Genomic DNA, 13514 nt, shown 5'->3' with positions numbered 1-13514 from the left:
AGAGTACCCCTGCTATTCCACACCAATCACCGTTCGGGCATTGGCTTAAAACATGGTCGTTCGTTATTTCTCCAACTCGATTGGAGGACGCATGACCAACGCGAAAAGAAAAAGACCGACCGACACCAGTCGATCGGCCTATGTATTTTTTATTGGCGGCGCCGCATCAACCTCTTACGGTGATGTATTCTCCGGCAGCCGGCCTTCCGTTTCGGCTTATGCCGCCATGCCTGGCACCCGGCCAGTTGGGTGCGGCGGCGTCCTCCCTGAAAACTCTGCTTCCGACCTTTTGATGGTCTCCAAAAGCTCGAAGAAAATCATACAGGGGGGTCCGGTGGAACACCACACGAACCTTTGCGGTACACCGTCCGCGTTTCGCGCCCAATCAACCTCGCAGGGCAATGCCAAGCGGCGAACCCGCGTTGCGCGCATGTCGGCGTTTGCCGCAGCGGCACTCCTGCCCTGCCTGCTGGCATCGGCACCGGCCAGCGCCGGCATTGCAGAGAAAACCGTCGCCGCGCTGGAGGCGTTGGCCAACAAGGGCAGCGCCCGCGCCCAGTATGAACTGGCACAGCATTACGAACGTGCCGACGGGGTGAAGGCCGATCCGCGGCTGGCCTTATCCCTCTATTGTCGGGCTGCCCGCCAGGATTACTCCGACGCCGCGCTGATGGCCGGGCGCATGCACATGGCCGGCCTGGGCGGCGTGTCCAAGGACGCCGACCTCGGCCGTGCCTGGCTGCGCAAGGCCGCAGCTTTGGGCAACGAGCAGGCGGAGCGTCTGGTCGGCAGCGCCGGGGGAACAGTGAAGACGCCGGACCGCTGCGAGCCGCCCAACCTGCGCTGGGGCATCATCCGCAAGCCGCCGGCGGAAATCCGCGCCATGGTTCAGAAGATGGCGCCGACCTACGGCCTCGATCCCGATCTGGTGCTCGCCGTCATCGCGGTGGAATCCGGCTATCGCGTCGATGTCGTCTCGAACAAGAACGCCCAGGGGCTGATGCAGCTGATCCCGGAGACGGCGGAGCGCTTCGGCGTGTCCGACCCCTTCAACGCGGAACAGAATATGCGCGGCGGCATGAAGTACCTGCGCTGGCTGCTGGCCTACTTCAACGGCAACGTCGCCTATGCGCTGGCGGGCTACAACGCCGGCGAAGGCGCCGTGCTGCAATACAAGGGCATCCCGCCCTACCGCGAGACGCAGGATTACGTGACCAAGATCCGCGGAATCTACGCACAGACCTATCATCCGTTCAACCGTGACATCGTGCAGTCGGCCGGCCTCGTCAGCAGCGCGCGAGAGGAAGTGGCCGAACTGTCGCTTTCGACCAAGGCGCGTAGCGGCGGAAAACGATGAGAACGGAAGATTGCGACTCGGAAAAATACGACTCGAGCGACTCGGGCGGCGCTTGGTTAACACTTTGGTTATAAACTGACGATTACCCTCGGGGAACGACGGATTTCGCAAGCGTTGGCGCCTTTCGGGACGCCTTCCCGCGTCACCCGCCAGCGTCTCACCCGCAACGTTTCATCCGAACGTTTCCCGAGGACCTGCCCGATGCCCATGGCCGCCGACGTCGACACCATCGAACGCACCTCCATCGTCGCCTACACGCTGCTGAATGAGCTTCATGAAGTCCTGGCCCTGCCCAAGGCTCCGGACGACGTCACGCTGGGCATCCTGATGGGCATGGCCATGTTCCTCGACGACAAGGTTGGCCCGATGCGCGCCAAGCGCCTCATGGCCGAGGCGCCGACCATCGTGCTGAAGACGGATGCCCACGTCACCACCGACCAGACCCAGCGGATCATGCCGGTCCTGCGCGCCTTCGGCGATCACCTGAAGGAACTGCGCATGAAGGCGGAACGCCCGGTCACCGGCACCGTCGGCTGACCCCGGCAGCCTCCCCGGTTGTTTCTTCGACAGCGTGGACCCGGCGCCCAACTCGGTGCCGGGTCCGTTGCGTTCATGGATTGTCAGGCTGCTTGACCATCGGGTGAAATGGGCGGAAGCTTCGCGCCCATGGACTGGTTCACCGGGATCAGCATCGTCGCCATTGCGGCCGGCGTGACCATCAGCCTTGTCGTGCTGGTGGCCGTCGGATCGATCCGCCGCAGCCAGAACGAGGCGGCGGCCCGCCAGTCCCAGCAAATCCGCAAGCTGACGGAGACGGTGGCGACGCTGTCCCAGCAGCAGCAGGCGGCGCAGACCCGCATCCAACAATTGACCGACGCCAACCGTAAGCTGTCCGACGAGCTGTCGGCCCTGGGCGAGCGGCTGAGCGATGCCGACACGGTCCAGCGCGTGGCCGGCACGGCGAGGCTTCTCCATTGACCGCAACCACCCGTCCCGACACCGCACATGCGGATGCCGCCCCAACCGATGCTGCCCCGCCCGATGGCACCATGCCTGATGCCGATCGCGAGCGCGACCGCTGGGCCGCCAGCGCCGACGCCTGGGACCGCTGGGCCGATCCGATGGCCGATCTGGCCGACAAGCTGAACCGCCCGCTGCTCGATGCGGTGGGACTGGTCGAGGGTCACCGCCTGCTCGACCTTGCATCCGGCGCGGGGGAGCCCGCCTTGAGCGCCGCGCGCCGGGCCGGTGCGGACGGGCTGGTGGTCGGAAGCGATCTGGTCCCCGGCATGATGGCCGGCGCCGTGCGCCGCGCCCGGAGCGTGGAGGGGCCGGCTCCCGCCTTCATCGCCGCCGACATGACCGCCCTGCCCTTCGCCGACGCCGCTTTCGACGGGGTGACCTGTCGCTTCGGCATCATGTTCGTGCCGGCGGTGGAAACCGCCCTGCGCGAGGTGCTGCGTGTCCTGCGTCCCGGCGGCAAGGCCGCCTTCATGGTTTGGGGATCGCGCGCCGGGAATGGCCTGTTCGCGGAGATCGGCGACGCGGTGGCCGACCATCTCGGCGAGGATGGCAGCCTGGATCCGCTGTTCCGCTTCGCTCCACCGGAACTTCTGTCCGACCTGATGCGCGCCGGCGGCTTTACGGAGACATGGGAGACCGACCTGACCCCGGTCCGCAAGGCGCCGGCCGGCCAGCCCTTCTGGCATGCCGCCCTCGACATGAGCTTCGGCCATAGGCTCGGCGGATTGACTGCGGAACAGCGAAAGGCGCTGGAGGCCGACATCGCCCGGCGGTTCGACGCCAAGACGGTGAACGGCATCGTGCCGGTGCCGTCGCATGCGCGGATCGTGGTCGGGGTGGCGGGTTAGCGCTGCCCCACCCCGTCAGTAATCCTTCTCGTACACCACACCGAACTTCGTCTCGGAATTGGCGCCGACGGATGCCGTGCCCTTGAGGTTCTTGGTGATGTCGACCTCGACTTTCGCCCGGCTCTGGTTGGCGCCGATTCCCTGCTCGACGCCGACATAGACACGGTCGCTGACATAGCGGCCGGCCTGCACCGCCCCGCCCTTGCCGTTCTCGCCCTGGGTGAAGTCCAGCCGGTCGACACCCAGGCCGCGGCGCACCGTGTCCAGGATGCCGCCACCTCCTCCGCCAACACCGGCCAGGGCCGCCGCGGACTGGGCAAGCTGCACCGCCTCCGCCGCGCTCAGGTCGCCCACCGACTTGCCGAACAGCACGCCGGCCAGCACCTCGTCCTGCGGCAGTCCCTGGGGCGAGGTCAGCTCGATCTTCGGCTGGCGGGCGGTACCGCTGACCACCACGTCGGCGGTGATGCCGTTGGCGGTCGCCTCGGCCAGCAGGTCGAGCCGCGGGTCGATGGGCTGGGTGCCGTCGAAGTCGAAGATGCCGCGCTTGAATTCGAAATTCTTGGCCAGCAGGTTCAGGCTGCCTTTCAGGATGTTGAAACGGCCCGTCACCTCCGGCGCCGCAGCCGTTCCCTTGACGCGCAAATTGCCGGCAAGCTCCGCATCCAGCCCACGGCCGCGGACGAAGATCTGGTTCGGCGCATTCACCGTCATATCCAGCGCCAGGACGAAGGGTGTCGCGGCCGGCGGGGCGTCGGCCGGTTGGGGCACGCGGCGGGTGCCGCCGGCGGTGGACACCTGGGTCGTCCCGCGGGCGCGACGGCCCTTGCCGACCTCCGTCACCTTCAGATCGACGACGTTTGCCGGCATGCGGTCGGGCACCTGGATCTCGGCGCGGCGGATATCCACCGGCCCGGCCAGCCGGGCGTTGGCGAAGCCGCCGGTCAGGGTCAGGTTCGCTCCGATCTCCGCCGTCACCAGATCGATCTCCACCAGCCGTGCATTGTCGGCCTGGAGGGCGATGTCCAACTGCCGGTCGGCAGGGGCGCCCGGACGGATGACGCCGCTGGCGCTGATCGCGCCGCCGTTGCGCGTCCGGCCGCGGAAGCTCTGGATGGTGAAGACGTCGCCGTCGCCGACCAGCCGCGCCTCGATGTTGGTGATCACCGCACCCGACGCCCGGTTCTCATAGCGCCCGTTCGCCAGCACCACAGACCCGCCGAGCGCCGGCTTGCCCACCGTCCCGCCGGCGCGCACGTCGAGCCGCAGCGATCCACGCGCCCGGTCGCCGGAGGCGGCGAGCAGGTCGTTCGCCAGCGACAGATCCACCGTGCCGTTCACCGCCGCCTCAAGCGCCCCGTTGGGCGGCACGCTGACGGCATAGCTGTCGGGGTTCATTACCAGCGGAAGCGCGGCGCTGGCGGTCAGCGTGCCGGCATTCTTCGGCATGGCGATCCGGCTGTTCAGCGACAGCCGGCGGTCGCGCCATTGCGCGTCCAGCGTCGCGTCGATGCCCGGCAGACCGGCCTGCGTGGTCTGCTGCGCCTTCAACCCGCTGACCCGCAGGGTGGCGTCGGCGCGCGGGTTGCGCAGCGTGCCGCCCAGCGACGCCCGCGCGTTGGCGACGCCGTCCAATGCCAGCGTCGGGCTGGCCAGCTTCGCCAGCGCCAGCGGCAGGCGGTCGATGGTCAGCTCGCCGCTCAGCCGGTCGCCGTTCAGACCGAGGTCGGCGGCCAGCCGGGCATTGCCCGACGACAGCCGCAACTCCTTCACCTCATACCGGCGGTCGGCCAGCAGGATGGTCGCCGGGGCGGTGGTCCGCAGATCCTCCCCGGCATAGCGCGCCTGCAGGCGGTCGAGCCGGATGCGCGTCACCTGCCCTTCCCGCGTCAAATTGCCGGCAAGGTCCAGCGCGACCGGCTGGGCGCCCGCTCCGGCGGCAGTGGCCTGGAAGCCGGCCTTCGCCAGTGACCCATCGACCGAGGCCGTAACGCTGCGCAGTTCGGTGCCGGCAGCGTTGCCGTCGGTCATCTCCACCCGCGCCTTGCCGCTGGGGGTACCGAGCGCATCGGCAACATCGGCCTTGGCCGTCAGACGGCGGGCGGTGAGCAGCGGTCCGCCCTCCCCCTCGATCCGCAGATCGCTGGCATCGGCGGTCAGGTTGGCCGCCTGCTTGCCGCCCTTGCCGTCGAGCGCCAGGGTGAAGCTCGCCCCGCCGCCCAGCGGCATCCCCGCCAACGCCGACAGGCCGTTCAGGTTGGGCAGCTTGCCCTCCAGCCGCCCGGTGGCGAGCAGCGTGTCGAGCGCCACCTGCGCCTGTCCGGTGATGCGGTTGTTCCCGTTGGCGACGGTCAATTCGTCCAGCCGCAGCGTCTGTTCCCGCAGCGCATAGCGCCCGTCGACCGACAGCGGCGTCTTGTCCAGGTTGGTCCGCGCCGAGACCGTGCCGTTCGGCGTCGCCGGCAGGCCGGCGGCGGTCGCCTTCAGCTCCGTGGCGCCCAGCCGGCGGCCCTGCACCACGAGGTCGCGAGCATTCAGCGTCGCCTGCGCCTCGATGGCGTCGAGCGGGCCGCGGGCGGTCGCCTCCAGCGTCGCCGCTCCCTCCATCGGCGTGCCGAGCGCGCCGCCCAGCGGCTCCAGCTTCGCCACGGTCAAGGTGGTGCGGGCATCGACCTTGTTGTCGGCCAGTGCCGCGTTGCCGGTCAGCTTGCCGTTGCGGCCATCGACCGTCAGGTCGGTCAACCGCATGGCGCCGTCCGGCTCCATCCTGGCGGCCAGCTTCAGCGTCGCCTTGTCGCCCAGCACCGCATCGGCAGGCGTGCCGGTGGACAGCCGGTCGAGGCTGCCGGTCAGATCGGCGGTCAGCGTGCCGTCGGCACCGCGCTTCACCGGCCCCGCCAGTGCCACGGCACCGGCCAGCGGCCGGCCGGCGAGGCCCGACAGCGGGGCAAGGTCGTCGGCGTTCGCGCTCAGCGTCAGGTCGACGGTCTGGCCCCAGCCGCCGACGGTGCCCTTCGCCTCGGCCCGTGCCGCGGCGGCGGTCAGCGCCAGCGTCTCCAAACCGATCCGGCCGCTGCCGGTGTCGATTTGCGCCTTGGCGGCGAGAATCGTCTCCGGTCCGGTCAGGTGGGACAGCGCCGGATCGTCGGCAGCGAGGTCGCGCAAGGTGGCGTTCACCGCGACGTTCAGCGCACTCAGCGCCCCTTCGGCGGAGCCTTCCACCACGCCCTCGCGCCAGGACAGCGGCACCAGCGGATGCAGCGTGGAATCCGGCCCGGCCTGCAAGGTCCAGCGCAGGGTCAGGCTCTTGTAATCGGCGGCGACGTCGCCGTTCACCGTCGCGTTCGCCGCGGCGACGGTCAGCGCCAGCGGACGCAGGCTGATGGCCCCAGACGGTGCCCGCAGGACGGCCGCGTTCAGCGTCGGGTTGGGGCCGATCAGCGGCACCACCGTTTCACCGGCCAGACCGGCGATCAGCGGCGCGAAGTTGCCGCCGGCCGCCAGCGTCAGCGCATGCCCCTCCGGCCCCTTCTTGATGGTGGCGTCGGCATTCAGCGTGCCGGTGGGCGATGCCGCCTCGCCGGCCATGGCGGTCAGCTTGCCGGTCCAGTCGTCCAGCGTGCCGTCGCCCTTCAGCGCCAGTTCGACCGGCGGCAGGCCGGGAATCGACAGCCCGCGGGCCATGACGCCGCCCGCGGGTTCGGATGCATCGACCGACAGGTTCAGCGTGTTCTTGCCGGGATCGAAGATGGCGACCAGATCGGCCTTGCCCGGCTTGTCGTCGATGCGCGCCACCGACAGGTTGGCGTTCAGCGCCCCACCGCTATGCTCCAGCGCCAAGGCGCCGGCAATGCGCAGCACAGCCGATTCACCGAGCAGCGCCGGTGCCAGTTCCAGCCGCTCCACCACCAGCTTCTTCAGATCGATGTCGACCGGCAGGCTGGGCAGCAGCGGGGCGTTGGGATCGGACGGTGCGGCCGGCTGGGTGCTGACCGGTGCTCGGGTCACCACGACGGATGCCGCCTCCAGCGCGTCGATCCTGGCGCTTCGCAGGAACAGGGCGGACGGCGACATCACCACATGCAGCCGGTCGATGGTCAGCCAGACGCCCTGGCTGTCGGCCAGCGTGACGGTCGCGATGGTGAAGTCGGTGGGGATGCTGCCTTCGATGGCGCCCAGCTTCAGGTGCATGTCCGGCGACTCGACGGCGCCCTCGATCTTCTCGACCAGCCAGTCGCGGGCGGTATCGCCGGCGAACAGCGAGAAGGCCCGAGCGGGCTGCGGACCGGCCAGCAGGCCGGCAAGGATCGTCAGACCGACCAGAAATAAGCGAACCGCCGTCACACCATACCCTTTCACCAGCACCATCTTTGTCTCAACCGCATTAAACAGTCATCGTCCCAAAGGATTGGGACGAAAATGCGCCATCAGAACGCCTGACCCAGGCTGAGATACAGCTGCCAGCGCGAATCGCCGCTGGCGGGATTGAGCGGAACGCCGACATCGACGCGCAGCGGACCGAAGTCGGTGTAGTAACGCAGCCCCAGCCCGGCACCAACGCGCAACGGCTCGCTGAAGTCGGGATATGCCTTGTCATAGACGGTGCCGGCATCGACGAAGGGCACCACGCCGATGCTCTCCGTTACCTTGATGCGCAGCTCCGCCCCGATCTCGAACAGCGACCGGCCGCCGACCGGATCGTCGTAGCGGTCGCGCGGCCCCGCCTTCTGGAAACCGTAGCCGCGCACCGACCCGCCGCCGCCGGCATAGAAGCGGTGATCCGGCGGAATGTCGCTCAGCGACGTGCCGAGGATGCTGCCCAAACCGATCCGGCCCGCGGCGACATAGCGCCCGTCCTTGCCGAGATCGTAATAGGTGGAGCCGTTCAGCAATATCGAGGTGAAGGGCGATTTGGTGTCGCCGCCCACTGGGAACCAGGGCGTCACCTGCAACGATGCCCGCTGGCCGGAGGTAGGGTTCAGCAGATTGTCGGTGCCGTTCCAGGCCGCCCCCAGCGGCACGCCGATGAAGGAGGTCTGATAGGTGGTGTCCTCCGTCCGCACCCGGCCGCGCTCGCCGGTCACGCCATAGCTGACGGTCAGCTGGTCGGTCAAAGGCCGCTCCAGCTTCACCGTCAGTTCGGACGCGACGCGGCTGTAGGCCGGCGGCTGGTCGTTCACCACGGCGAAATTGACCACCAGCGACTGCTTCACCGCCAGAAAGTCCGGCTTGCGGAAATTGACGCTGAAGCGCAGGTCCGGCAGGTCGTTGCCTTTGCTCGACGTACCGCCGCTTGAGCCGGCAACGCGTCCGACATCGACGCCGACGCGAAGCTGCTCCGCTCCGCCGAACAGGTTGCGGTGGCCCCAATAGGCGTTGGCACCCACCCCGTCCTGGGTCGAATAGGTGACGCCGCCGCCGATGAAGCGACGCTTGCGCTCGCCGACCGACACGATGACAGGGGTCACGCCGTTCGGCCCCGGCTCGTCCGCCATCCTCACGCGGACGGTGTCGAAGACCTGGAGGGCGGCGATGTCCTGACGCGCCCGGTCGGTGGCGCCCGGGTCGTAAACCTGCCCCTCCTTCCAGGCGAGACGCCCGCGCACAAGATCCTCGTCGACCTTCTCCAGCCCTTCGATTCGGGTGGCGCCATAGCGGGTGAGCGGACCGGGATCGACGCTGTAGGTGACATCCATCGTGCGGTCGGAATGATCGACCACCACCTCGCGGTCGGGCACCTTGGCGAAGGCGTAGCCGCGCTTGCTCAGCCGGCCGACCAGTTCCGATTCGGCATCCAGCACCTTCTGGGCGATTGCGGGGGCACCGGCGACAAGGCCGAGATCGTCGGTGGCGACCTCCTTCGGCAGGATGGAGCTGCCAGCGGGACTGGAAATACCGCGCACCGTCACCGTCTTGATGTGATAAAGCGGCCCCGGCGTCACTGCGACCGTCACCTTGACCGGGGGAGCCTGCCCGCCCGCCGGCAGGGTACCGGCCGCCGCCGGATCGTCGATGCGGATGTCCAGCTTCGCGTCGTAATAGCCGGCGGAGCGCAGCGCCGTCTGCAAACGGTCACGGTCGCTGTCGGCCCGCCGCTCCAGCCCGATCAGCGAGGGCGGATGGTCGTCCTTCAGTTCCACCAGGGTGGAAGCGTCGCGCAACGTGCCGCGCAGCCCCTCATCCTCGACGCCGGTGATCTCCACCTCATAGGTGATGCCGGCCGGCCTCACCTCCTCGTCCGGTGGCACGGCGTCCGGCGGAGCACCCTCCGACGGCGCCGCGGGCACGGCGCCGGGGATGCTGTCGGGCGGCGAATCCTGGGCATAGCCGGCGTCGGCCGGTCCCAGCATCAGCAGGGCGGCGACCATCGGTACGGCGATCGGAGCCTTGAGCGGAGCGGCTGCAATCCTCGTTGCAGCGGCCGCGCGGCGGCGGGAAGCGGAAGCGAAGCGGATCATCGTCCCCAATGTAGGGCCCATTGACGCATGGCTCCATCCCGGAAATTCGCCCTAGCCCAAAGGGCACGGCGCTTGCGTTTTTGCCCGGGATCCATATATTGCGCCGCAACAGTTTCCCCGACAGCGCCCACCGATTTCTTTCGGCGGGCCTTTTTGTTGTTTGTGGCATGACGCTGCTGCGTGTCGGGGGTGCCCTTGCGAGACCGAAGGCTCCATGAATCTCCGTAACGTCGCTATCATCGCCCACGTCGACCACGGCAAGACCACGCTGGTCGACCAGCTCCTCAAGCAGGCCGGCTCGTTCCGCGAGAACCAGCAGGTCGCCGAACGCGCCATGGACTCCAACGACCTGGAGCGCGAGCGCGGCATCACCATTCTGGCCAAGTGCACGTCCGTTCTGTGGAACGACCTGCGCATCAACATCGTCGACACCCCGGGCCACGCCGATTTCGGCGGCGAGGTGGAGCGCATCCTTTCCATGGTCGACGGCGTCGTCCTGCTCTGCGACGCGGCCGAAGGCCCGCTGCCGCAAACCAAGTTCGTGCTGGGCAAGGCCCTGAAGCTCGGCCTGCGCCCCATCGTCGTCATCAACAAGGTGGACCGTCCCGACGGCCGTCCGCACGAGGTGCATGACGAGGTGTTCGACCTGTTCGCCTCGCTCGACGCCTCGAACGAGCAGTTGGACTTCCCGACCCTGTTCGCTTCGGGCCGCAACGGCTGGGCGACCACGGACCTGGAAAACGGCGCCCGCGAGACGCTGACCCCGCTGTTCGAGCTGATCCGCGACCATGTCCCGGCCCCGAAGGTCGAGGAAAACCTGCCCTTCAGCATGCTGGCGACCACGCTGGAAGCGAACCCGTATCTGGGCCGCATCCTGACCGGCCGCATCCTGACCGGTTCGGTCAAGGTCAACATGGCCGTCAAGTCGATGAGCCGCGACGGCAAGCTGATCGAGAACGCCCGCATCAGCAAGGTGCTGGCCTTCCGCGGCCTGGAGCGCGTTCCGGTGGACGAGGCGCATGCCGGCGACATCGTTGCGCTGGCCGGCATGACCAACACCACGGTTGCCGACACCATCTGTGCGCCCGAAGTGGCCGAGCCGCTGTCGGCCCAGCCGATCGATCCGCCGACCCTGGCGATGACCTTCTCGGTCAACGACAGCCCGCTGGCCGGCCGCGAGGGTGACAAGGTCACCAGCCGCATGATCCGCGACCGCCTGTTCCGCGAAGCCGAAGGCAACGTGGCGCTGCGCATCTCCGACACCGAGGGCGGCGACGCTTTCGAGGTGGCCGGCCGCGGCGAACTGCAGCTGGGCATCCTGATCGAGACCATGCGCCGCGAGGGTTACGAGCTGGCGATCAGCCGTCCGCGCGTGCTGTTCAAGACCGATCCGCTGAACGGCCAGCGCCTGGAGCCGATCGAGGAAGTCGTCGTCGACGTCGACGAGGAGTTCTCGGGCACCGTCGTTCAGAAGATGTCGGAGCGCAAGGCCGACCTGATCGAGATGCGTCCCTCGGGCGGCAACAAGACCCGCATCGTCTTCCATGCGCCGTCGCGCGGCCTGATCGGCTACCAGGGCGAGTTCCTGACCGACACCCGCGGCACCGGCATCATGAACCGCCTGTTCCACGGTTACGCCCCGTTCAAGGGCGCCATCGCCGCCCGCCGCACCGGCGTCCTGATCTCCAACAGCGACGGCACCGCGGTGGCTTACGCCCTGTGGAACCTGGAGGATCGCGGCCCGATGCTGATCGATCCGGGCGTGCCGGTCTATCAGGGCATGATCATCGGCGAGCACACCCGCGGCAACGACCTTGAGGTCAATGTCATCAAGGGCAAGCAGCTGACCAACATCCGCACCACCAGCAAGGACGAGGCTGTCCGCCTGACCCCGCCGATCCAGATGACCCTGGAAAAGGCGCTGTCCTACATCTCCGACGACGAGCTGGTGGAAGTGACGCCGAAGTCGATCCGCCTGCGCAAGCGCTACCTCGATCCGAACGAGCGCAAGCGTCACTCGCGTGCCGCCGAAGCCAGCTGATAACGGTTCGCATATAGGGTAGAGTACCGGCGGCGCCTGCCCCCTCACCAGGGAGCAGGCGCCGCCTTCTTTTTGCACCCTGATTTTTGAACCGATGCGAGGATGTTTCCGCATGGCGATGGCGACCGACGCGAAGTCCCCCGGCTCCCCGTCCTTCTCTCCCCGCCAGCTCTGGGCACGAATCGGCCCGACCGGGCTGTTCGCCCTGATCCTCGCACTGCTGATCGCCCTGCCGATCCTCGCCGTCTTCGTCCAGTCCGCCGGAGTCTCCACCGATCTGTGGGGGCACATGGCACGGACGGTGCTTCCCGGCTATATCCTCAACACGGTGATCCTGCTGGGCATCGTCGGCGTCGTCACGCTGGTGACCGGCGTCGCCTGCGCCTGGACCGTCACCATGCACGACTTCCGCGGTCGCGGGATCCTGCAATGGCTGCTGCTGCTGCCGCTGGCCATGCCGGCCTATGTGCTGGCCTACACCTACACCGACTTCCTGCAATTTGCCGGACCGTTGCAGTCCTTCCTGCGCGCCACCTTCGGCTGGCGGCGCGGCGACTATTGGTTCCCGGACATCCACACCGCCTGGGGCGCCGGGCTGGTGCTGTCGTCGGTGCTGTACCCCTACGTCTATGTGCTGACCCGCGCCGCCTTCCTCGAACAGTCGGTCTGCGTGCTGGAGGCCAGCCGCACGCTGGGTTGCTCCGCCTTCGGCGCCTTCCGCCGCGTGGCACTGCCGCTCGCCCGGCCGGCGCTGGTGGCCGGCGTCGGCTATGCGCTGATGGAGACGCTGGCCGACTTCGGCGCGGTCCGCTATTTCGGCATCGACACCTTCACCGTCGGCATCTACCGCACCTGGTTCGCGCTGGGCGATCCGGCCGCGGCGGCACAGCTTGCCGCTGTCCTGCTGCTGGTGGTGCTGGCGCTGGTCGGGCTGGAGCGGCTGTCGCGCGGAAAGATGCGCTTCCACCAGACCACCGGCCGCTACCGCGCCCTGCCCGCCCCGCGCCTGTCGGCCCGCGGCACCGTGATTGCCTGGATCGTCTGCCTGACGCCGGTGCTGTTCGGCTTCCTGCTGCCGGGTGCCGTGCTGATCCGCATGATCCTGCGCGGCGGCACCGAGCTGACGCTCGCCCGATTCACCGACCTGACGGTGAACACCTTCATCCTGGGCGCCAGCGGCGCGGTTCTGGTCGTCGCGGTGGCGCTTATGGTGATCCATGGCGTGCGCCATGACCGCAGCGGCTTCGCCACCGGCGCTGCACGCCTTGCCTCGCTCGGCTATGCCACGCCGGGCACGGTGATCGCCGTCGGCATCCTCATCACCGTCGGGCTGACGCGCGACTGGACCGGCTGGCCGATGGGCGCGATCCTCGGCACCACCATCGCCGGCATCCTCTACGGCTATTTGATCCGCTTCTTCGTGGTCGCCTATGGGCCGCTGGAGTCGGGCTTCGCCAAGATCGGCCCGAATCTGGAAGGGGCGGCACGTTCGCTCGGCCACACGCCGTTACAGGTGCTGCGCCGGGTCCATCTGCCGCTGCTGCGCCCCAGCCTGCTCAGCGCCGCCATGCTGGTCTTTGTCGACATCACGAAGGAGCTGCCGGCGACGATGATCCTGCGGCCCTTCAATTTCGACACGCTGGCGATCGAGGCTTTCCGCATGGCCTCCACCGAGCGGCTGGACGACGCCGCCCTGCCCGCCCTGGTGATCGTTCTGGTCGGCCTCGCCCCGGTCATCTATCTCAGCCGCACCATCGCGGCGTCGCGGCCGGGGCACCGCGACTAAC

At 68.3% G+C, this 13514-nt stretch carries 8 protein-coding genes; 6 read left to right on the top strand and 2 right to left on the bottom strand.

The genetic code is table 11. The features are described from left to right. The first annotated feature begins 430 nt into the window (after positions 1-430). The 4 genes from ABNQ40_RS22420 to ABNQ40_RS22405 all read left to right on the top strand — a co-directional run bounded on the left by ABNQ40_RS22420 (position 431) and on the right by ABNQ40_RS22405 (position 3228). Positions 431-1357, top strand: coding sequence for a lytic transglycosylase domain-containing protein (locus ABNQ40_RS22420; RefSeq protein WP_246307235.1), 927 nt, complete (start codon positions 431-433; stop codon positions 1355-1357). 201 nt (positions 1358-1558) lie between these two features. Further along, positions 1559-1894 carry a hypothetical protein gene (locus ABNQ40_RS22415; protein WP_109048289.1) on the top strand — a complete coding sequence of 112 codons (336 nt, stop codon included), beginning with the start codon at positions 1559-1561 and terminating at the stop codon, positions 1892-1894. 129 nt (positions 1895-2023) lie between these two features. Next, the gene (locus ABNQ40_RS22410) at positions 2024-2335 is read left to right on the top strand and encodes a hypothetical protein (RefSeq protein ID WP_098739667.1); all 312 of its coding nucleotides are present in this window, start codon (positions 2024-2026) and stop codon (positions 2333-2335) included. 71 nt (positions 2336-2406) lie between these two features. Further along, the gene (locus ABNQ40_RS22405; protein WP_109490753.1) at positions 2407-3228 is read left to right on the top strand and encodes a class I SAM-dependent methyltransferase; all 822 of its coding nucleotides are present in this window, start codon (positions 2407-2409) and stop codon (positions 3226-3228) included. Between the two features lie 15 nt (positions 3229-3243). On the opposite strand, the gene ABNQ40_RS22400 is transcribed toward ABNQ40_RS22405, so the two are convergent. Beyond that, on the bottom strand, positions 3244-7572 hold the full coding sequence (locus ABNQ40_RS22400; RefSeq protein WP_247879603.1) for a translocation/assembly module TamB domain-containing protein: 4329 nt from the start codon (positions 7570-7572) through the stop codon (positions 3244-3246). 83 nt (positions 7573-7655) lie between these two features. Then, the gene (locus ABNQ40_RS22395; RefSeq protein ID WP_247879604.1) at positions 7656-9707 is read right to left on the bottom strand and encodes an autotransporter assembly complex family protein; all 2052 of its coding nucleotides are present in this window, start codon (positions 9705-9707) and stop codon (positions 7656-7658) included. Positions 9708-9900: 193 nt separating this feature from the next. On the opposite strand from ABNQ40_RS22395, the gene typA reads away from it, so the two are divergent. Both typA and ABNQ40_RS22385 read left to right on the top strand, forming a co-directional pair. After that, complete coding sequence (gene typA / locus ABNQ40_RS22390) at positions 9901-11727, top strand: translational GTPase TypA (protein WP_109048292.1); 1827 nt, start codon at positions 9901-9903, stop codon at positions 11725-11727. A gap of 112 nt (positions 11728-11839) precedes the next feature. Next, complete coding sequence (locus tag ABNQ40_RS22385; RefSeq protein WP_109048293.1) at positions 11840-13513, top strand: iron ABC transporter permease; 1674 nt, start codon at positions 11840-11842, stop codon at positions 13511-13513. Position 13514: the final 1 nt, after the last annotated feature.

The sequence above is a fragment of the Azospirillum sp. A23 genome (genome assembly GCF_042938965.1).
In the GTDB taxonomy this organism is placed as follows: domain Bacteria; phylum Pseudomonadota; class Alphaproteobacteria; order Azospirillales; family Azospirillaceae; genus Azospirillum; species Azospirillum melinis.
The sequence above is the reverse complement of the archived record's forward strand: the minus strand, read 5'-3'. Positions and strand labels throughout refer to the sequence as shown.

What these genes read in the sequence shown, in the direction of transcription:
- ABNQ40_RS22405 (WP_109490753.1), top strand. Translation starts at nt 2,407, where the DNA reads ATGCCTGATGCCGATCGCGAGCGCGACCGCTGGGCCGCCAGCGCCGAC.
- ABNQ40_RS22385 (WP_109048293.1), top strand. Translation starts at nt 11,840, where the DNA reads ATGGCGATGGCGACCGACGCGAAGTCCCCCGGCTCCCCGTCCTTCTCT.
- ABNQ40_RS22395 (WP_247879604.1), bottom strand. Translation starts at nt 9,707, where the DNA reads ATGGGCCCTACATTGGGGACGATGATCCGCTTCGCTTCCGCTTCCCGC.
- ABNQ40_RS22415 (WP_109048289.1), top strand. Translation starts at nt 1,559, where the DNA reads ATGCCCATGGCCGCCGACGTCGACACCATCGAACGCACCTCCATCGTC.
- ABNQ40_RS22420 (WP_246307235.1), top strand. Translation starts at nt 431, where the DNA reads ATGTCGGCGTTTGCCGCAGCGGCACTCCTGCCCTGCCTGCTGGCATCG.
- ABNQ40_RS22410 (WP_098739667.1), top strand. Translation starts at nt 2,024, where the DNA reads ATGGACTGGTTCACCGGGATCAGCATCGTCGCCATTGCGGCCGGCGTG.
- typA (WP_109048292.1), top strand. Translation starts at nt 9,901, where the DNA reads ATGAATCTCCGTAACGTCGCTATCATCGCCCACGTCGACCACGGCAAG.